This is a genomic window from Collinsella sp. AF14-35 (assembly GCF_003464565.1).
Taxonomy (GTDB): Bacteria; Actinomycetota; Coriobacteriia; order Coriobacteriales; family Coriobacteriaceae; genus Collinsella.
Genome location: NZ_QRZD01000005.1, coordinates 79,915 through 98,557, shown reverse-complemented (window position 1 = coordinate 98,557; position 18,643 = coordinate 79,915). Strand labels below are relative to the sequence as shown.

Here is an 18,643-nt window from a genome sequence, read left to right as displayed (position 1 = left end):
CATCTCTTGCGGGAGATGGCCCGCCTTTTTGTGTCGTGTGCGCCCCGCCTTTTCGCTGCTATCATGGACAACGTTGAATTTCTACGAAGGAGCAGGGCATATGGCGATTCTTTTGGGATGCGATTCCATCAGCCTAGAGTTTCCCACCAAGCATATTTTCGATAGCGTGACGCTCGGCGTGGGCGAGGGCGACCGCATTGGCATTGTCGGCAAAAACGGCGACGGCAAGTCGACGCTGCTGAGCGTGCTCGCCGGCACGCTGGAGCCCGATGACGGACGCGTGACGCACCGTCGCGGCACCACGATCGGCCTGCTCGGCCAAAAGGACAACCTGGTCGATACCGACACCGTGCATCATGCCGTCGTCGGCGACACGCCCGAGTACGAGTGGGCGTCGAGTCCGCGTACGCGCCAGATTCTGGCCGGCCTCATCAGCGATGTGCCCTGGGAAGGCACGGTGGGCGAGCTTTCGGGCGGCCAGCGCCGTCGCGTGGACCTCGCGCGCCTGCTGATCGGCGACTACGACGTGCTCATGCTCGACGAGCCCACCAACCACCTGGACATGCGTACCATCAACTGGCTTGCACGCCATCTTAAGGCTCGCTGGCAGCGCGGTCAGGGCGCCATGCTCGTGGTCACGCACGACCGCTGGTTCTTGGACGAGGTCTGCACCAGCATGTGGGAGGTTCACGACGGTCAGGTCGATCCCTTCGAGGGCGGCTACTCGGCATATATCCTTCAGCGCGTGGAGCGCGACCGCATGGCCGCCGTCACCGAGGAGCGCCGCCGCAACATGGCGCGCAAGGAGCTCGCGTGGCTGAGCCGCGGCGCCCAGGCACGTTCCACCAAGCCCAAGTTTCGCGTGGATGCCGCTCGCGAGCTGATCGCCGACGTGCCGCCCGTGCGTGACGAGCTGGAGCTCAAGCGCCTGGCCGTGAGCCGCCTGGGCAAGCAGGTTATCGATGTGGTCGACGTGGACGCCGGCTATGCGGATGCCGATGGCACGTCCAAACAGGTGCTCACCGATGTGACCTGGCTCATCGGCGCGGGCGACCGCTATGGCCTGTTGGGCGAGAACGGCGCCGGCAAGTCGACGCTGCTCGACGTGATCCAGGGCAAGATCGCGCCCCTGCGCGGCCGCGTGAAGATCGGCCAGACGGTGCGCTTTGGCGTGCTGTCGCAGCAGCTCGAGGAGCTCGAACCCTACATGGGCGACACGATCCGCGAGGTGCTCAGCCACTATAAGAAGTACTACGTCATTGACGGCAAGGAGACTTCACCCGAGAAGCTCTGCGAGCGTCTGGGCTTTACGACGCAGCAGCTCTGGAGCCGCATCGGCGATCTTTCGGGCGGCCAGCGCCGTCGTCTGTCGCTGCTACTGACAATCCTGGACGAGCCCAACGTGCTCATCCTGGACGAGCCCGGCAACGACCTGGATACCGACATGCTGGCGATTGTCGAGGACTTGCTGGACGGCTGGCCGGGCACGCTGATCCTGGTGACGCACGACCGCTTCTTGATGGAGCGCGTGACCGACCAGCAGTGGGCACTGCTCGACGGTCACCTGACGCATATGCCCGGCGGCGTGGACCAGTACCTGCGCCTGTGCAACGCCACGGCCGAGGGCGAGCCCGTGGGCGCACCGAGTGCCAAGACCGGCACGTTCGACACCGGCGCCGCAGCGGTTGCGGCCGAAAAGCCCAAGACGAGCGGGCAGCCCAACGGTCTTTCCAACGCCGAGCGCCAGAAGCTCCGCCGCGAGGTGAGCTCGCTCGAGCGCAAGATGGAGACGCAGCGCGCTCGCGTGGAGGAGGCCGAGGCTGCGATGGCGCAGGTCGACCCCACCAATTACACGGCGCTGGGCGAGCAGCAGGCAAAGATCGACGAGGCCCACGCCGCCATGGACGAGTTGGAGATGGCGTGGCTCGAGGCGAGCGAGAAGCTCGAGGGCGAGGAGTAGGCGAGGATGATCAAGGCCGCGTTTTTCGATATCGACGGTACGCTGCTGAGCTTTAAGACCCACCGGATTCCGGCGTCGGCGCAGCAGGTGCTCGACAGCTTTCGCGAGCAGGGAATTGCGTGCGTGATCGCCACGGGCCGTCCGACCTACCAGATGCCGGACTGGCTGTTCGACCTGGGCTGGGATGCGTACATTACGCTTTCGGGCCAGCACTGCTTTGATGGCAAGGGCGTTTACCGCAGCTGCCCGATCGATCCGGACGACGTCGCGGCGATCGTGGACCAGGTGGCGCAGGGGTGCTACGACTCGCTGTGCATGCAGGGCGAGAACTCGTTTGTGAACCGTCTATCCGAGCGCGTGGTGACGGCCGGCAGCAACGCGGGAATTGTCTACCACGAGGAGCCGTTTGAGCACGCCTTTGACGCGCCGGTCTACCAGTTTTGCGCCTTTGTGGATCCGGCCGACGAGCATATCGTGACCGACGCCGTGTCGCATTCGCTCACCACGCGCTGGTGCGACCTGTTCTGCGACATTATTCCCGCTAACGGCGGCAAGGACCTGGGTGTGGCGGCGACGCTCGAGCGGCTTGGTATCGACGCGAGCGAGGCGATTGCCTTTGGCGACGGCGAGAACGACCTGTCGATGTTTGCCGCCGTGGGCACGAGCGTGGCCATGGGCAACGCGCAGGATACCGTGAAGGCCGCGGCGACCTACGTGACGACCGCCGTAGACGACGACGGCATCTACAACGCCGCCGAGCACTTTGGCCTGCTATAGCTACGGATTCGGCACTTGGGGACGTTCCTTTTGCGCCGGCAGTCGGGGGCACTCCTTGCGGGGCGTGTCCCCGCTTTGTTTTCGTCCCGTGCGTTTTGTGAAACACGGTTAACTTTTTAGACAACGTAGTAAGACATAGGCAACTTTTGCGGTAAAGTAAATCAAGCAAAAGTATCCAAAGGCTAACTAGAAGCCATCGCGAAAGGCGGCCCATGGCCCTGCGTGAATCTGGAGAAGACTATCTCGAATCTATTTATGTGCTCTCGGAGCGCCAGGGCGTCGTTCGCTCGATTGACGTTGCCGAATACTTGGGCGTAACCAAAGCAAGCGTCTCTAAAGCCATGGCGGCCTTGGAGAGCACCGGCTACGTGGAGATGGGCAAACGCGACGTGCATCTGACGGAACGCGGTCTTGAGGTTGCCCGTCAAATGTGGGAGCGCCACTGCTTTTTCGTGGGGCTGCTGGAGGATGCGGGTGTTTCGGCTGAGGTCGCGTCGCAAGAGGGCTGCCACATGGAGCACTGCCTGAGCGAGGAAAGCTTTGAGAAGCTGAGGGCGATGCTGGGACGGGACAGCGACCGGGACCAGTAGCCCCGCCAACCAAGTCCAACTCAGACAAGGAACCCCGCCAGCAAGCGATGCCCAAGAACCGCCAGCAACGTTACCGCAGGCCGGGACCGGGCTTGGTTTTTGAAAACACTCCGCAGACCAGAAACGCCCCCGTTCGTAGCTCCGAAGGAGCAGAACGGGGGCGCTTCATTGGTCGAGGACGTTTTCAAAACCAAGCCCGGTCCCGGCCGGAGGGACCACAGGCGCTACAGGTTCTTGACACCCATCGCGCGCATGGCGTTCAGGATAGCGATGATCGCCACGCCTACGTCGCCAAAGACGGCAAGCCACATATTGGCGATACCCAGCGCTGCCAGCACAAGGATCAGCAGCTTAATGCCCAGCGCAAAGATTATGTTCTGCCAAACAATCGACATGGTCTTGCGCGCCACGCGGATCGCGCGGGAAATGTTGGACGGCTTGTCGTCCATCAGCACCACGTCGGCGGCCTCGATCGCGGCGTCGGAGCCCATGGCGCCCATGGCAATGCCCACATCGGCGCGCGTAAGCACAGGAGCGTCGTTGATACCGTCGCCGACAAAGGCGAGCTTGCCCTTGCCACTTTCGGCCGCGAGTAGCGCCTCAACGCGCTCGACCTTGTCGCCCGGCAGGAGCTGCGCGTGGAACTCGTCGAGACCGAGTTGCTTGGCCACAGACGCTGCAACCTCCTCGCGGTCGCCCGTGAGCATGACGGTGCGGTTGATACCGGCGGCATGCAGGTCGCGAATCGTTTGCTCCGCATCGGCCTTAACGGTGTCTGCAATCACGATGTGGCCGGCGTACACGCCGTCAACGAGCACGTGGAGGATCGTGCCGACAACCTCACAGTCCGGTGCTTCAACGCCGGCCGCGGCGAGCATTTTGGCGTTGCCAACGACGACGTGCTTGCCGTCGATGGTTGCCGTCACGCCGTGGCCCGCGTCGTTGGCGGAGTCGCTCACGCGCTTGGGGTCGACCTCGCCCTGGTAGGCGTCGCGCACGGACTGCGCGATGGGGTGATCGGAGAACGACTCAGCAAGGGCTGCGACTTCGAGCAGCGACTGCTCGGTATAGCCAGCCTCGGGGTGCACCGCGACGACTGAGAACGTGCCGTTGGTGAGGGTGCCCGTTTTGTCGAAGACGATGGTGTCCACGTCGGCGAGCGTCTCGAGGTAGTTGGAGCCCTTGATGAGAACGCCCAGCTTGGACGCGCCGCCGATGCCGCCAAAGAAACTCAACGGTACGCTGATCACGAGGGCGCACGGGCAGCTGACGACCAGGAAGGTCAGGCCGCGCAGGATCCAATCGGACCAAGCGCCAGTCACCAGGCCGCCGCCAAGCGCGAGCACCGCGGCAGCGCCAGTGACGGCGGGGGTGTAGACGCGGGCAAAGCGCGTGATGAAGTTCTCGGTGCGCGCCTTCTTTTCGCTGGCATTCTCCACGAGCTCCAGAACACGCGCGACGGTTGACTCGCCAAAGGGCTTGGTGGTGCGCACGTGGATGAGGCCCGTCATGTTGATGCAACCGCTGATGATATCGTCGCCGGTCTTGGCCGGGCGGGGGACCGACTCGCCCGTGAGTGCGGCGGTGTCGAGCTGGGTTTCGCCCTCGACGATGACGCCGTCGATAGGCACGCGCTCGCCGGGCTTGACCACGATCACGGTGCCGACGGCGATGTCATCGGGAAAGACCTGTTCGAGTGTGCCGTCGGCTTGCTCGACGTTAGCGTAGTCGGGCGCGATGTCCATCATGGCACTGATCGACTTGCGGCTCTTGCCCACGGCGTATGCCTGGAACAACTCGCCGACCTGGTAGAACAGCATGACAGCGGCGCCTTCGGCCATGTGCGGGTCGGTGTCGGGGAAGAGCACCATGGCAAACGCGCCGATGGTCGCGACGGCCATGAGGAAGCTCTCGTCGAAGGCCTTGCCGCGGCGGATGTTATTGAATGCCTTTTGCAGTACGTCGTAGCCGGCAATCAAAAACGGCACGAGGAACAGCACAAAGCTGGCGTAGATGTTGCCGGGCTCCCCAAATGCGATAGCGAGGGCGCCGAGCTCGTCGAGGGCATAAACAACGGCAAAAATGCCCAGTGCTACCAGGATGCGGTTGCGCTTATGCTCAAGGGACTCTTTCTTCTTGCGCTTCTTCTTTTTCTTCTTGGGATCGGCGGCTGCCATGATTCAAACCTCCCATTTGAGTGTATGAACACTTGCTCATATAATTTCGCGAGCAAAGGCCGCGGCAAGCGCGGCCTCGCAGGTCAACGTATGCGCGGGTTAGAGAATGATCTCGCAGTCCGGCTCGGCGTCGGCGGTGAACTCAACGACGCGGTCCAGGACCTCGTCGAACTTGGCGTCGTCGGCCTCGAGCGTCAGCTTCTGGGTCATAAAGTTGACCGAAACGGACTTGACGCCCTCGAGCTTGGCAAGTTCGTCCTGAAGCTCGCGCGCGCAGTTGGCGCAATCGATCTCGTCGAGCTTAAACTGCTTTTTCATGGTGGGTTCCTTTCCCTGTGTTAGCGGTCTGGGTGCCGGCCGCGCTGATACCGTGGGTGATTGCTATTCGCAGATATGGCTCATGCCCTGGTTAAGCATGGTGTAGACGTGATCGTCGGCGAGCGAGTAGAGAATGTTGCGGCCGTCGCGGCGGAACTTGACCAGGTGCGACTGCTTAAGCGTGCGCAGCTGGTGCGATACTGCCGACTGCGAGGTTGCGGTCGCCTCGGCGATGTCGGCCACGCAGAGCTCGCGGCCCATGAGGGCATAGAGGATCTTGATGCGTGTGGTGTCGCTGAAGACCTTGAACAGGTCGGCCAGGTCGTACAACAGCTCCTCGTCGGGAAGGTCCTCGGGCGAGCAGGTGGTGGGGACGATCGGCTCGGTGGCCTCGATGCCAGTCTTTGTTTCATCAGCGTGGCTGCTCATTGCAACATCCTTTCATATGAACATGCGCTCATATAAATTACTTCCGATTATATGAGCGCATGTTCATATGTCAATGACGTACAGGTAATTCGTCGCATAAAATGATGGGGAATAGTGGACGAGATTCCGGACTGAGCGGTTTTGATAGCCGATGCCGGGGTGGGTGCCCCCGCGCCGTGCAAAAATTGGAGTATTCTGCAACTATAGGGGGTCCGTTAATCTATTCCAGGCCAAATAAAGCCGCTCAAGAGTTATCCAAGGGCGGTAAACAGACAAGGTCTTCCTCAAATGTTGCCTAACGTTCCCGTTCGATAGCGTTTTTGTTTTTCATTTGGATTAACTTGTGGGTGCTGGAGGGCCGACCCTGCTGAATACTCGCAATTTTGCACATCGCTAGGGTACCCACCTTGTTAGCCGGTCTAGCTTCCGGCCCCGAAGATTCTGCCCTCGGGCGCGAGGCTGCTTATTTGGGCAAATGATGGGCTGTCGGATTCGACAGTCTGCATGTCATCGATTGCCGGAACTTCATTTATTGTCGGGTCATCCAGCGTGATGCCTTCGAGTGTTGCTTTTTCGAGGTCGATTCGTTGACGATCTTCGGAATCCTGGCGAAGCTGCTTCTGAATTCGCTTTTTCTCTTCTATAAACCTTCTGAGCACAAACTGTCTCAGGTCCTCTTGCATGATTTGAAAGTCTTTTGGCAGACGCGAGGGGCGTATGCCCTCTTTCCGTTGGATCGCCTCCATGACCCTAACGAAAGCGCTGGCATGCATAAAGGAATAACGACTGACGGTGATGATTCCGCATCCCATGGACGCAAGCGCATTCTTGCGCTCCTCATCGATGGCGCGGTCTTCTTCCGCGTCATGATAAAACCCGTTGTATTCAATGTCTGTGCGAGATTTCTTTAGATACGCATCCATAAAGAACTTTTTGCGTCTCGTGAGATTCTTTGCGGCAGCGGTGACCTGCACCTCGTAATCGGTCTCAATTCCCTTAATACCAAGCCCTCCTTCGCTTTTAGGCAGCGTTAGCATCATGACAAAGGCCGTTTCCATAGGAGACCGGCATCCGTCGCGCACACATTGGATTGCCTTTCGGGCAAGGGCCAGACCGTCGCATCTGGTAATGGAATTAAAGAACTGTTTTAACCTTTCGGTCGAGGTGAGCGCGAAACGCTCGTTATACGAGGTGGAAGAGCCGGTTCCAAGGGAGTAAGCGCCGCACAATTCAAAGTAGTACTCCACCAGTTCGCGAAAAGGGAGATAGGTGGCGGCCTGAAGTGCGCAAAGCTCAACGCCAACAATGAAGATGCCATCTTTGAGCTCTATAAAGCGTGAGCTCGAGAATCGTTTTGACGAAACGTGGCATTGACAGTTCATTGCATAGCGCGCATTCCTGCGATCAAACACCATTACTTCGAGGCAATCATTTGCGTCAAGGGAAACATCGTGTTTGGTGAACCATTCTGCGGCTGCGTCAAGGAGCGTTCCGGTGGGACATGATCCGTAAATCGCGGCAGGGTTACAGGGCTCGGTGTCTTTCGCAGACGCCGAATGCGCGGCCTGGTAGACCGCTTTTGCAGTGGTATGTGACAATACGATACTCATGGTATATATCGTGTCAGCTAATGCCGTGTTGATGGCGCTGAGTGGGAAAGTCGTTTTAGGGGCCTAACCAAATGCTGTCCAAAAGCTTGACGCAATTATGGGTTGGCACGCCTAAAATCAATGTTATCGCAGCTTAGCTATAGCATATAAAAACTCAATTGCTGCACATTTGATATCGATGCATCGCCATCCGACAACGAATTACGTGTCGGGAATTGGCCGAAATCGTTCAAAATGAGGGTTCAGAATTTGTGATGGCAGATCTATCTGTGGAACGTAGGGCGGCCCCGCTGCGGTGTTTCCCGCTGCGAGGCCGCTCGTGAGCAAGCAGTGTTTGTCGCAGGCGTTGCTATTTCGCGAATAGGTTCTTGAGGTTGAACTCGGCCTGTACCGTGCGGAGCATGAGGTCGGTGTCGTCCAGACCCAGATGCTGCTCGTTGGCGTCGGGCGCGAGGGTGCCGCGACGGCGTGCCCAGTTCTCGAGCGCGGCGGGGGCGGACTCGCGGGGGAGCGAGCGCACGTCGGCGTCCAGGCTGCGGCAGATCTGGCGCGAGTCGATGACGATGATCTTACCCGCGCGGCGTGCCTCGGCGTAGCCGTCCAGGTGGATCTTGAACCAGCTGTCCTCAAACGCGGCGTTGTGTGCCATGTACGGGTACTTCTTCATGAGCTTGAGCAGCTGCTTCTGCAGTTCCTTGTTCTCGCGGAACGGCTTTTTGCCGTCGATGTCGTTCCAGGTGATGTGGTGGATATTCGACAGCGGTACATCCTCGCCGCGGTAGATGTCGGGCAGGCCACAGTAGTGCGCCTCGGCGTCGTGCGGGATGGCGTCGCTGGTGAGTTCCATGATCTCCCAGCCGACGTTGATGATATAACCGCGTTCGGGTGCACGGCCGGTGGTCTCGATGTCGACACCGAGCACGGTGCCCTGGATGGGCTTGCGGGCGTAGGCCACGCCGAGCGCGTCGCGGTCACCGCGGATCTCGCGCATAACGGACGCGGCGGTGCGCTTTTGCATTTTGCCGATGGCGGCGCAGGTGTCGGCGTCGGACAGGCCGCGCGAGAGCGTCGCGGGCGTCACATTGCGCAGGCGTGCCTCCCCAATCTGGTCGCAAAGGTCGCGGTTGCGGTCGGCCAGGTCGCGCACGGTGGCAAAGTCGAAGCCGGGGTCGTCCTCGGCAGTAAAATACTCGGTCTCGAGCACCTTGAGGGCCTCTTCGCCCTTCTGGCGTTCGGACTCCATGGCACCGTGGTCGCCATAGATAAACATGGGAATAAACGGCTGGCGCTCGTATTCAAGTGCTTGCGATACGTTCATATGCTACTCCTTGGACGGGCCGCGTTGTGCGGCTCGAGGTTACTGAGTTATGGCGAGATGATAGTTTACCATAGGCAACTATTGGCACCGCGCCCGGGACAACTACAATACCCTAGTTGACCGCTAGGACTTTTACAATGCTGCCGAAAGACACGAAAGGTTCCATCCGTCATGGATTTACTGATTGATATTCTGCTCGACGCCGGCAAGGACACGCTGTCGCTGGTGCCGTTTTTGTTGGTGACGTATCTTGCTCTCGAGACACTTGAGCACGTTGCGGGCGACCGCGTCAACGGCGCTATCAAGCGCGCCGGCGCTGCGGGTCCCGTGGTTGGCTCGCTGCTGGGCATTGTGCCGCAGTGCGGATTTTCGGCCATGGCAGCAACGCTGTACGCCGGCCGTGTCGTGACCTTGGGCACGTTGGTGGCGGTGTTCCTTTCGACCTCCGACGAGATGCTGCCGCTGCTACTTGCCGAGCAGGTTCCCGTGCAGACTATGGCGATGCTTTTGGCTTCGAAAGCGCTTATCGCACTGGTCACGGGCTTTATCGTAGATGCCGCCATTCGCGGTCTGCGTCGCAACGCCCGCGCGCATGCGGCGATTCGTCGTACCGTGTTGGGGACCACTGTCAATCCGGCGCACGTTAACTGCGCGCATGACGACCACAGCGGCGGTGACATCATCGACGAGGTGGCCGAGGCGGGCGTGAGCGCCGACCACATCCACGAGTTGTGTGAGCGCGACCATTGCGGTTGTGATGAAGACGAGGACGAGCACGAACACGGACATGGCCACGATCACGGTCATGAGGGCGAATATGAACACCATGATGGTCACGGTCACTCCCATTCCCACGAAGGGACGCCTGTCCTGTCGATTATCCGCAGCACCATCTCCCACACCGTGCAGGTATCGGTATTCATTTTCCTGGTGACGCTGATTCTGGTTGCCGTGCTCGAGACGTTCGGCGAGTCCGCAATCGAGCAGTTCCTGCGCGGCAACGAGACGCTTGCGGTCCTGGGCTCGGCACTCGTCGGCCTGATCCCCAACTGCTCGGCCAGCGTCGTCATCACGCAACTGTACCTGGAAGGCGCGCTGCAGCTGGCCCCGATGCTCGCCGGCACGCTCATTTCCGCCGGCGTGGGTTATCTGGTGCTGTTCCGCACCAACCGCAGCGCCCGCGAAAATGCCGTGTTCCTGATTATGATGTACGTCATCGGCGCGGGCTGGGGTCTCATCCTTTCCGCCTTTGGCCTCTAAGTAGATGTTTGGGATAGGCCGTAAAAACTGGGGTATACCGTAAAATCTACCGCCATGACTTGGGCGTTGGATGCGCGTCAATCGCCAAAACAAAAAGGTAGATTTCCGGACATGTCCCAAAAATCTACCTTGGTTAGCGCAGCAGCTCGGTGAGGTTGCGTTTAAAGCGGGCGCGGTCTTCGCTGGTAAATGCCGCCGGCCCGCGAGTGCGTCCGCCGGCGCGGCGCACCTTCTTTTCCTCGTGGCGAATAAACAGCTGCATGTCGATGGTTGCTTTGTCGTAGACGCGCCCGCGCACACCGATAGCGGCGGCATCGCGCCCGAGCACCATGCTCGCCAAGCCAATGTCCTGCGTCACGACCACGTCGCCCGCCTGCAGGCGTTCGACAATGGCAAAGTCGGCGCTGTCGGCGCCCACGCTCACGTTGAGCGTCGTGACCCAAAAGCCGCGTCGCGCGTGCTCGGCATCGCGCGGGTCGTCGCGGCGAATGTGTCGTTCCAGGTTTTGCGTGCTATTGCCGGCGATAACAACGGCGACGCCCGCCCGCCGCGCGCAGTCAATCGACTCGCGCGTGACCGGGCAGGCGTCGGCATCAATAAAGAGCGTTCGCGGCATCTAGTGCACCAGTTTGCCAAATTGAATGGCGCGAACAATGAGCGTTACGCCAAACACCAGCAGCGCGGCGCCACTAAAGATGACAAGCATCTTGGCCGACCACAGCGGATAGATAAACACGAACATGCCGGCGATGATGGAGAGTGCACCGCTCAGGATGGCAAGGGCGCGGTTGGACGAAAGCTCGGACTCCAGAATGGACATGACACCTTCGACAATCCAGCCAAAGCCGGCCACGATAACCACCATCGTGGTGAGTGTCGCGGTCGAGAAGGCCTGGTTGCGCAGGATTATGACGCCGCCCAGGATAATGAGTAGGTTGGAGATGATGCTCGTCACGCGCCAGCCAGTGGGCAGCAGCGGCTCAAAAATGGCAGTGAACAGCCTGATGGCAGCGGTGATTACAAAGTAAAAACCCAGGACGGTCGTCAAAAAGACGAGGGACTTGGCGGGTGCAAAAAGCAGCGCGATGCCAGCAATGAGCGCCACGACGCCCGTGATGGCGTAGATCCAGCGCACGGCCTTGACGGCTTTGCCCGCCATACTTTTCTCGTCAAATCCAAACTGGCTCGATTTTTGGTCATCGTTCTTAAAGATGCCCATAATGTCTCCTTTCCGTGCGGCGTAAGCCTTGATCGTTACAACCAGTATCCCCTAAGGGCGCTGACGTATGGGTCGGGGAGGGCGAAACGTAACCCAAAGGCTCCGAATTGTTTCCGTTGTTCCCCACGTCGCGATTTTCTATTCAACAGGTGTAGAACATTGCAGCCCTGTTCGTTATTGCCTACGTTAGGTTAGATTTTCCTAAGGACAATTGGCTTGTATTGGGGGTCCCTATGAACGAAGCAGTTCCCGAGGCACCGTCGAGTGTCGAATCGATGGCAAAGCAAGGTTGCGAAAAGCTCGGTCTGGAAGCGTTTGATGCGCTGGTCCGTCGTGCCCGTACGTGCCGTCGCTTTGACGAGTCCATGCGCGTGCCGCGCGAGTTTTTGCTCGAGCTGGCGGAACTGGCGCACCTGGCTCCCTGCGGTGCCAATGCTCAGCGTCTGCGTTTTCACGTGGTGAGCGGTGCCGAGGATTGCGCGCGTGTATTTGACGAGCTCGCATGGGCCGGCGCACTTAAGGATTGGCCGGGTCCTGCCGAGGGCGAGCGCCCGACCGGCTACATCGCGATTCTGGCTGAGCGCGCCGTTCCGGGCAAGCCTGCCGCTCCCATTACCGAGGTCGACACGGGCATTGCCGCGCAGACGATGATGCTCGCCGCCCGCAGCGCTACGCCCGAGGTGGCAGCCTGCATGTTCAAGGCCTTTACGCCCCATGCGATCGATGCCATGGGGCTCGATAACGACAAGTATGAGCTCAAGCTGATCATGGCCTTTGGCGTTCCGGCCGAGATACAGGTGATCGATGCGATCGATTCCAACCCCGATGGCTCCATCAATTATTGGCGCGACGAGGCACAGGTGCACCACGTACCCAAGCGTTCGCTCGCCGACGTGCTGGTGTAGCTGAGCGTCACCGCGGCGTGATCAGACGGTAAACCACCACAAAGGTGCCTGTCCCCTTTGTGGTGGTACGAGGGGAGGGCGTGTGGCAGATCTGTATTTGGTGCGGCATGGGCAGACTGAGCTCAATGTGCAGAGCATTTTGCAGGGCTGGCACGATTCGCCGCTTACGGCGCGCGGGCGCGAGCAGGCGCTGACGGCGCGTACGGCGTTTGCGGCGCGTGGCGTGGCCTTTGATCATGTGTATTCCTCGCCGTTGGGCCGGGCGCGGCATACGGCCGAGCTTATCGTTGGCGAGGGCCGTTCCATTGAGCTGGTCGATGACCTGCGTGAGTGGCATTTTGGCTCGCTGGAGGGCACATCAAATCGCGAGATGCCGCCGCAGCCCTGGGGCGATTATCCGGTGGCCTTTGGCGGCGAGTCGGAAGTGCAGCTTCAGTCGCGCATGGTCGCGGCGCTGTCCCGTATTATGGCCCGGCCGCAGCACGACTGCGTGCTGGCGGTTTCCCACGGCTCAGCCTGCCAGGAGTTTCTTGAGTATGTGACTGGCGGGGGAGAGCTACCCGACAACGGTGCCGTGCTTCATTTTGGCTATTGCGACGGGGCGTTTTCGCTCTTGGGTTGGTAACGAACGAAAGGACCCCTATGAATAAAGATCTGTATCTGGTCCGTCATGGACAGACGATATTCAACCTTAAGCGTATCATTCAGGGGTGGAGTGACTCGCCGCTTACGCAGTTGGGTTGCGACCAGGCGGCGCGCGCCGGCATGTTTTTACGTGCGCGCGGCATTGAGCCCGATCATGCCTACACCTCTACGCTTCATCGCACCGAGCAGACTATCGCCAACTTGTGGCCGGGCTTGGCGTACGAGCGCCTGGACGGCCTGCGTGAGTGGTTCTTTGGCGACTTTGAGGCCGAGCGCGTGATGCTTATGCCCGAGCGCCCGTGGCGCGACTTCTATCGGCAGTTTGGCGGCGAGGGCCAGATCCAGGTGCGCACGCGCATGGTGGCGACGCTGACCGATCTTATGCAGCGTCCGGACCATACGTGTGTGCTCGCGGTAAGTCATGGCTCAGCTATCAAGGAGTTTTTGGACCACGTGCGGGGCGCGGCGGCCGACGAGCGCGAACGCGTGCCGGGCAACTGCTCAGTGCTGCATTTTGCGTTTGACGATGCGGCCGATACGTTTGAACTGGTCGAAGTCTTTACGCAGGAAGACTACGCGCGCGAGCTGGGGCTAGAGCCGCTCGTGGCGGCGGCAGGTCCGCAGCGTGGATAACGCTGACGTTGCGGCCCGGTTTACCGGCGTAATTGTTTGATGCGAAAAGGGCGGAGGTGCATGCGTTTGCTGCATCTCCGCCCCTTGTTTGTTTGGATGCTGGGTTTTCCAGCTTAGCGTTTGAGTTCGCTAGAACCGTGAGACCTGGTGAGTGAGCAGACCCGTCGGAACCTGCGGCGCGCTGCCGCTGACCTGCGCGGCGGGGAACAGCACGGCTACAGCAAAGTTGAACGGCTCTTTGCCAGAGTAGGCGCCGGCAGCGCGGGCCTCGTCGGCCAGAATCTGCGATGCCCCAGCCAGTGCGGCGACATAGGCGGAGTCACCGGCGAACACCGGGTCGGGCGCCTGATCGAGCATGGCACGGATGGCGGCAACGGCGTCCTCGCGCTTGACCTCCCACACGCGATGTGTGACGCCCGCGGGATCGGTGACGGCGTAGAGCGATGCGCCCTCTTTGGCAGCGCTCAAAATGATATCCATGACGGGCGACGCCTCGTAGGCGAGCGACACGGGGCGCGGCTGCACCTTGAGCTCGGCGATCGCGCGCGCGGTGGCGAGTGCGTCGATGCTCTCGGCGGCAGCCTCGTCGCCGCCCGTCAGCACGTTAACCGGGCAAATCGCCACGACACCCGTCACGCGTCCCGGCTCACCCGAGCATTCGTACACGTAATACGCCGCGCCTGGATCCTTGAGCATCAGACCATCGGCAATGGCTCCGCGCAGAGCATCGTTGCCGCTCAGGATGCTGCCCATTGCAGGCAGTGCCTCGAGCACGCGGTCCTGAGCCGGGCGGATGCAGGGAAACGGAAGTGCTTTCATGGGGCGGTCCTAACGCACGAGTCGGTTTGTTCGCGGCTTATTATGCCCCAACTTGGCCGCTCGCGTCCCAGAGCACGTTATCGGCGAGCGCGATTAGCACCTGCTGACAACGAACGATGTCGGCGTGGGGCACATATTCGTTGGGCTTGTGGGCGAGCGCGAGCGAGCCTGGGCCATAGCTCATGCAGTTACGGTTACCCGTCTTGCCGGCAATGACGGCAGTGTCGGTGTAGCCGGTAAAGAAGCCGACGGTCGTATCCGTGCCCGTTACATCGTCTGCTGCGCACTTGAGTGCAGCTAGAAGGGGAGAGACCGGATCGCGCTCGATGGCGGGGCGGTCGCCCGTCACGGTGTAGCTGCCATGGCAACCGGGAACGGTGGCTTCGGCGACGGCGATGGCATGCTCGACCATATTGATTGCGGCGGCCGTATCGGTCGGCGGGGTCAGGCGCATGTCGACCCAAACTTTGGCGCGGTCGGGTACGACGTAGGGGCGATATCCGCCCTCGATTTGGCCAAACGTGATGGTCGAAGGCCCCAGCTCATCGTGCGCGGGCAGCGCCGCAAACGCGCGACGAAGCGAACACACGACCTCGGCCATGGCGGCGACGGCATCCGCGCCCTTCCAAGGCTGGCTCGCATGCGCCGTCACGCCAGCCATTTCAATCTCGAACCACGTGCGACCCTTGTGCGCCACCTGGATCTGTCCGTCGGTGGGTTCGGTGTCCAGCACCCATTCGCGCGAGCCGACCCAGCCAGCATCGATCGCGGCCTCTGAGCCGCGCATGAAGTCTTCCTCGTCGACCGAGCAGATGAGCGAAAAGCCGCGGCGTGGCAGCGCGCCATCCGCCGCCACGCGTTCGAGCGTATGGACCAGTGCGGCAATGGCGCAGGCCAGGCCACCCTTCATATCGCAGGCACCGCGGCCATAGAGTTTATCGTCGCGCACAACCGCCCCAAGCGGTGCGATGTCTGCGTCCCAGCCATCGCCCAAGGTGACGGTATCCATGTGGCAGATATAGATCAGCCGCGGCTCGTCGCTTTGGCCCGGCACGGTGACTTTAAGGTTGCGGCGCCCGGGCAGCACTTCGAGCTCCTCAATCTGCACGGCATCGAGCGCAGAACTATCAAGTTGTGCCAGCTGCTGCTCAATGAGCCTCTTAATGAAGCGCTCGATCTCGTCCTCATACGCGCCCGGGTCTGAGCTTTCGATCCGCACAAGCTCCTGCGCAAGCCGCCAGGCAAAGTCCTCATCAACCATATGCAACCTCACAATCAGTTTGCTTTCCAAACCGATTGTAAGCCTCCTGAGAGATCCGCGACGTGGGCGTGGCAGTATTTACCGTTCGCAGGCCGAGCCAGTGCGTTTGCCGTCCGAGCGGGTTCACAAGCGACGCAGCGGGTACGTACCCTTCATGGACGACATGCTGTGCGACATATCTGCCTTTCGGTATCACCGGATACCCCCACAGGTCTTGGCAATAATGCCGGACCTGCCTGATTCTGTAGACGATCCGCGCAGGGAGCACCTATGTGAGCATCCGCTCGTCACGCATTTCCTGGGCACCCCGTTACACGTGTTGGCGCAGGGCAGCTGCGGACGTAAGGGCGATCGCATTGTCAGGCATGTTTGGAACGGGGAGAGGCCGTTTGATTCCATGCGACAGACAGAGTTTGGCCTCGATGTCGCGTCCCCGCTCTTTACCCTGCTGACCCTGGCTTCCTCGGTCTCAAACGAGCGTCTGATCATGTGCATGTATGAGATGTGCGGCACCTTTGCCGTGTGCAAGATTGCGCCTCAGGTAAAGTCGGCACTTGAGCAGGCATACGGGGGCCGGTGGGGTGACGCACGGTCGGGCTGGGAAAACGTAAAGGATACCTCGGGGAATCCAACGGACTTGTGGAAACGACCTCCCTTGATTGAGCTCTCTGAGCTTACAGAGTACGTCGATAAGATCCAGGGGCTCCGCGGCGCTAAATCGTTCACACGTGCCGCGAAGTGCATTAGGGGGGTGGCGGCATCGCCGCTCGAGGTCCAGGCTTCGATGCTGTTTGGTCTTACGAGGTTGCGCGGCGGCGAAGGGCTGCGCCTTACCAATAACGTCGAGATTCGCTTGACGCGCAGCGCCCGCCTGATTTCGGGGCTTGATAGGCGCTATGCCGATATCCTGCTGGCAAATAAGGACGGCAGCCGAGAGTGTCTGGTTGAATGCCAGGGTAAAGCCATTCACGGATCCATTGAATCCAAGATTTCGGACTCCGATCGAACGACGGCGCTGCAAGCGATGGGATATCCCGTCATTCTGATGACCTATGGTCAGCTGGCCGACTCCGATGCCTTCCGCGTGGTGATGGAGCTCATCATGTCCTATCTCGATGTGCCGCTGAAAGACAAGACGCCGCGACAGCAGGAGCTCGAACGGCGGCTTCGTGAGGAGATTTTTATCGATTGGGCAGGAATGTAGCCGCGCGGGTGGAAAACGGTCGCGCGGACTAGAGTTTTGGTCACAAAAAGACTTATATTTCGCCTTGGAGGGGCCTTAAAAATGCTATCTAGAATAAGTTGTTTCGGAAAATGGACAGTCAACTTACATTCGGCACATAGAGATCGATTTTTACCTACTAAAGTCCCTGATAAAGCTGTTTATCAAAGCGGGTGTGCTTAGCGACTTGAGCCTCACTATCGATTATCTGAAAAAACTTGTTCTTGGTATCATTTTAAAGTCGTCCGGAGCAACAAAATCGGCCCCCGTTTCGTGAAAACGGGGGCCGAATGGGCTTCGTGGTCTGTCTGGCAGGATTGGCGCCGGCGCTATTTAATCACGCGCACACGATACATCGACGGAATTTGCTTAAGTGCCTCGATCGTGCTGCCGTCCAGGTGCTCATCGGTGTCGAACATGGTGTAGGCGTTCTCGCCAGCGGACTCGTTGGTCATGCGCTGCACGTTGGCGTTGTCCTTGGCGAGAATGGCCGTGATCTGGCCGATCATGTTGGGCACGTTGGCATGCAGGCAGGCAATGCGGCTTGCGGCGCGCGCCTTGCCCATGCTGCAGGCGGGGTAGTTGACGCTGTGCGCGATGTTGCCGTTTTCCAGGTAATCCTTGAGCTCGCTGATGGCCATGTCGGCGCAGTTGGCCTCGGCCTCGCCGGTGCCGGCGCCCGAATGCGTGGTGATAAACGTGTTGGGCATCTTGACGGTCTTGGGCGTGGCAAAGTCGCAGCTAAACCAGCTGAGCTTGCCCTCGCGCAGGGCGGCGTCGACGGCGTCCTCGTCAATGATGGTCTCGCGCGCGTAGTTGATGAGCACGGCGTCGGGCGCCAGCAGGTTAATCTGCTCGGTGCTGATCATACCGATGGTGTCGGCCTTGCTGGGCACGTGCACGGTGAGGTAGTCGCAGCCGCGGCACAGATCCTCGAGCGTGCCCACGCGCTGCACCTCGCGGCTCAGCACCCACGCGTGCTCGACGGAAATGAACGGGTCGTAGCCGTAGACGTCCATGCCCAGATCGACACAGGCGTTGGCGACCTTGGAGCCCACGTTGCCCAGGCCGATGACGCCAATGCGCTTGCCCTTGAGCTCGCGACCCACAAAGGCCTTCTTGGCCTTCTCGGCGTCGACTTGGATATCGGGGTCGTCGGCGTTGTCGCGCACCCAGTTCATCGACTGCACCACGCCGCGGCTCGAAAGCACCAGCATGCCCAGGACGAGCTCCTTGACGGCGTTGCTGTTGGCGCCGGGGGAGTTAAAGACAACGACGCCCTTCTTGGCGTACTCCTCGACGGGAATGTTGTTGACGCCGGCGCCGCAGCGGGCGATGGCGCGAATGCCCTCGGGCAGCTCGTAGCCGTGCAGGTCGGTCGAGCGCATCAGGATGGCGTCGGCCTCCTCGGCGGTGCTTACAAACTCGTAGCCCTCGCCAAACTCGACTTTGCCGTCTTTAGTGATGTCGTCGATGGTCTTAATCTTACGCATGGAAAAA

Annotated in this window: 18 protein-coding genes; 8 read left to right on the top strand and 10 right to left on the bottom strand. The window is 60.4% G+C overall.

Going from position 1 to position 18,643, the window contains the following annotated elements:
- Positions 1-100: 100 nt before the first annotated feature.
- From DWW12_RS03090 to DWW12_RS03080, 3 genes are all read left to right on the top strand, one after another.
- A complete protein-coding gene (locus DWW12_RS03090; RefSeq protein ID WP_117854926.1) occupies positions 101-1,960 on the top strand; it encodes an ABC-F family ATP-binding cassette domain-containing protein in 1,860 nt (619 codons plus the stop codon).
- A 6-nt stretch (positions 1,961-1,966) separates the two neighbouring features.
- Positions 1,967-2,737 (top strand): Cof-type HAD-IIB family hydrolase, encoded by a 771-nt coding sequence (locus DWW12_RS03085; protein WP_117854924.1) that lies wholly within the window; start codon positions 1,967-1,969, stop codon positions 2,735-2,737.
- A 212-nt stretch (positions 2,738-2,949) separates the two neighbouring features.
- Entirely contained in the window at positions 2,950-3,327 is a 378-nt protein-coding gene (locus DWW12_RS03080) for a metal-dependent transcriptional regulator (protein ID WP_117854922.1), read from the top strand.
- 224 nt (positions 3,328-3,551) lie between these two features.
- Here DWW12_RS03080 and DWW12_RS03075 read toward each other — a convergent pair whose 3' ends face one another.
- The 5 genes from DWW12_RS03075 to DWW12_RS03055 form a co-directional block, all read right to left on the bottom strand.
- Positions 3,552-5,504: a heavy metal translocating P-type ATPase gene (locus DWW12_RS03075; RefSeq protein ID WP_197032116.1), complete on the bottom strand. Its 1,953-nt coding sequence runs from the start codon at positions 5,502-5,504 to the stop codon at positions 3,552-3,554.
- Positions 5,505-5,603: 99 nt separating this feature from the next.
- The gene (locus tag DWW12_RS03070) at positions 5,604-5,822 is read right to left on the bottom strand and encodes a cation transporter (RefSeq protein WP_089572082.1); all 219 of its coding nucleotides are present in this window, start codon (positions 5,820-5,822) and stop codon (positions 5,604-5,606) included.
- Between the two features lie 63 nt (positions 5,823-5,885).
- Positions 5,886-6,251 (bottom strand): helix-turn-helix transcriptional regulator, encoded by a 366-nt coding sequence (locus tag DWW12_RS03065; RefSeq protein WP_055252065.1) that lies wholly within the window; start codon positions 6,249-6,251, stop codon positions 5,886-5,888.
- 419 nt (positions 6,252-6,670) lie between these two features.
- Positions 6,671-7,861, bottom strand: a complete 1,191-nt coding sequence (locus DWW12_RS03060) for a hypothetical protein (protein WP_147345460.1) — start codon at positions 7,859-7,861, stop codon at positions 6,671-6,673.
- Positions 7,862-8,210: 349 nt separating this feature from the next.
- Positions 8,211-9,179 (bottom strand): 3'-5' exonuclease, encoded by a 969-nt coding sequence (locus DWW12_RS03055; RefSeq protein WP_117655708.1) that lies wholly within the window; start codon positions 9,177-9,179, stop codon positions 8,211-8,213.
- Between the two features lie 171 nt (positions 9,180-9,350).
- Between DWW12_RS03055 and DWW12_RS03050 the strand changes: the two genes are divergently transcribed.
- Entirely contained in the window at positions 9,351-10,439 is a 1,089-nt protein-coding gene (locus DWW12_RS03050) for a putative manganese transporter (RefSeq protein WP_117854919.1), read from the top strand.
- Between the two features lie 133 nt (positions 10,440-10,572).
- On the opposite strand, the gene DWW12_RS03045 is transcribed toward DWW12_RS03050, so the two are convergent.
- Both DWW12_RS03045 and DWW12_RS03040 read right to left on the bottom strand, forming a co-directional pair.
- The gene (locus tag DWW12_RS03045; RefSeq protein WP_117854917.1) at positions 10,573-11,055 is read right to left on the bottom strand and encodes a DUF188 domain-containing protein; all 483 of its coding nucleotides are present in this window, start codon (positions 11,053-11,055) and stop codon (positions 10,573-10,575) included.
- Positions 11,056-11,658 carry an HdeD family acid-resistance protein gene (locus DWW12_RS03040; RefSeq protein WP_117634980.1) on the bottom strand — a complete coding sequence of 201 codons (603 nt, stop codon included), beginning with the start codon at positions 11,656-11,658 and terminating at the stop codon, positions 11,056-11,058.
- Between the two features lie 233 nt (positions 11,659-11,891).
- Between DWW12_RS03040 and DWW12_RS03035 the strand changes: the two genes are divergently transcribed.
- The 3 genes from DWW12_RS03035 (at position 11,892) to DWW12_RS03025 (ending at position 13,841) form a co-directional block, all read left to right on the top strand.
- The gene (locus tag DWW12_RS03035) at positions 11,892-12,563 is read left to right on the top strand and encodes a nitroreductase family protein (RefSeq protein WP_199570658.1); all 672 of its coding nucleotides are present in this window, start codon (positions 11,892-11,894) and stop codon (positions 12,561-12,563) included.
- Positions 12,564-12,645: 82 nt separating this feature from the next.
- A complete protein-coding gene (locus DWW12_RS03030) occupies positions 12,646-13,188 on the top strand; it encodes a histidine phosphatase family protein (protein WP_055252053.1) in 543 nt (180 codons plus the stop codon).
- A gap of 17 nt (positions 13,189-13,205) precedes the next feature.
- Positions 13,206-13,841: a histidine phosphatase family protein gene (locus DWW12_RS03025; protein WP_117563979.1), complete on the top strand. Its 636-nt coding sequence runs from the start codon at positions 13,206-13,208 to the stop codon at positions 13,839-13,841.
- A gap of 129 nt (positions 13,842-13,970) precedes the next feature.
- On the opposite strand, the gene DWW12_RS03020 is transcribed toward DWW12_RS03025, so the two are convergent.
- Positions 13,971-14,660, bottom strand: a complete 690-nt coding sequence (locus tag DWW12_RS03020) for a DUF1015 family protein (RefSeq protein ID WP_117637782.1) — start codon at positions 14,658-14,660, stop codon at positions 13,971-13,973.
- Between the two features lie 40 nt (positions 14,661-14,700).
- The gene (locus tag DWW12_RS03015; RefSeq protein WP_117854916.1) at positions 14,701-15,921 is read right to left on the bottom strand and encodes a M20 family metallopeptidase; all 1,221 of its coding nucleotides are present in this window, start codon (positions 15,919-15,921) and stop codon (positions 14,701-14,703) included.
- 397 nt (positions 15,922-16,318) lie between these two features.
- On the opposite strand from DWW12_RS03015, the gene DWW12_RS03010 reads away from it, so the two are divergent.
- Entirely contained in the window at positions 16,319-17,125 is an 807-nt protein-coding gene (locus tag DWW12_RS03010) for a hypothetical protein (RefSeq protein ID WP_147345459.1), read from the top strand.
- 347 nt (positions 17,126-17,472) lie between these two features.
- On the opposite strand, the gene DWW12_RS03005 is transcribed toward DWW12_RS03010, so the two are convergent.
- Positions 17,473-18,636: a phosphoglycerate dehydrogenase gene (locus DWW12_RS03005; protein ID WP_117637785.1), complete on the bottom strand. Its 1,164-nt coding sequence runs from the start codon at positions 18,634-18,636 to the stop codon at positions 17,473-17,475.
- Positions 18,637-18,643 lie beyond the last annotated feature (7 nt).

Bases quoted from the DNA above. Each gene is read 5' to 3' on its own strand.
- DWW12_RS03090 (WP_117854926.1), top strand. From the start codon at position 101: ATGGCGATTCTTTTGGGATGCGATTCCATCAGCCTAGAGTTTCCCACC.
- DWW12_RS03085 (WP_117854924.1), top strand. From the start codon at position 1,967: ATGATCAAGGCCGCGTTTTTCGATATCGACGGTACGCTGCTGAGCTTT.
- DWW12_RS03080 (WP_117854922.1), top strand. From the start codon at position 2,950: ATGGCCCTGCGTGAATCTGGAGAAGACTATCTCGAATCTATTTATGTG.
- DWW12_RS03075 (WP_197032116.1), bottom strand. From the start codon at position 5,504: ATGGCAGCCGCCGATCCCAAGAAGAAAAAGAAGAAGCGCAAGAAGAAA.
- DWW12_RS03070 (WP_089572082.1), bottom strand. From the start codon at position 5,822: ATGAAAAAGCAGTTTAAGCTCGACGAGATCGATTGCGCCAACTGCGCG.
- DWW12_RS03065 (WP_055252065.1), bottom strand. From the start codon at position 6,251: ATGAGCAGCCACGCTGATGAAACAAAGACTGGCATCGAGGCCACCGAG.
- DWW12_RS03060 (WP_147345460.1), bottom strand. From the start codon at position 7,861: ATGAGTATCGTATTGTCACATACCACTGCAAAAGCGGTCTACCAGGCC.
- DWW12_RS03055 (WP_117655708.1), bottom strand. From the start codon at position 9,179: ATGAACGTATCGCAAGCACTTGAATACGAGCGCCAGCCGTTTATTCCC.
- DWW12_RS03050 (WP_117854919.1), top strand. From the start codon at position 9,351: ATGGATTTACTGATTGATATTCTGCTCGACGCCGGCAAGGACACGCTG.
- DWW12_RS03045 (WP_117854917.1), bottom strand. From the start codon at position 11,055: ATGCCGCGAACGCTCTTTATTGATGCCGACGCCTGCCCGGTCACGCGC.
- DWW12_RS03040 (WP_117634980.1), bottom strand. From the start codon at position 11,658: ATGGGCATCTTTAAGAACGATGACCAAAAATCGAGCCAGTTTGGATTT.
- DWW12_RS03035 (WP_199570658.1), top strand. From the start codon at position 11,892: ATGAACGAAGCAGTTCCCGAGGCACCGTCGAGTGTCGAATCGATGGCA.
- DWW12_RS03025 (WP_117563979.1), top strand. From the start codon at position 13,206: ATGAATAAAGATCTGTATCTGGTCCGTCATGGACAGACGATATTCAAC.
- DWW12_RS03020 (WP_117637782.1), bottom strand. From the start codon at position 14,660: ATGAAAGCACTTCCGTTTCCCTGCATCCGCCCGGCTCAGGACCGCGTG.
- DWW12_RS03015 (WP_117854916.1), bottom strand. From the start codon at position 15,921: ATGGTTGATGAGGACTTTGCCTGGCGGCTTGCGCAGGAGCTTGTGCGG.
- DWW12_RS03010 (WP_147345459.1), top strand. From the start codon at position 16,319: ATGCGACAGACAGAGTTTGGCCTCGATGTCGCGTCCCCGCTCTTTACC.
- DWW12_RS03005 (WP_117637785.1), bottom strand. From the start codon at position 18,636: ATGCGTAAGATTAAGACCATCGACGACATCACTAAAGACGGCAAAGTC.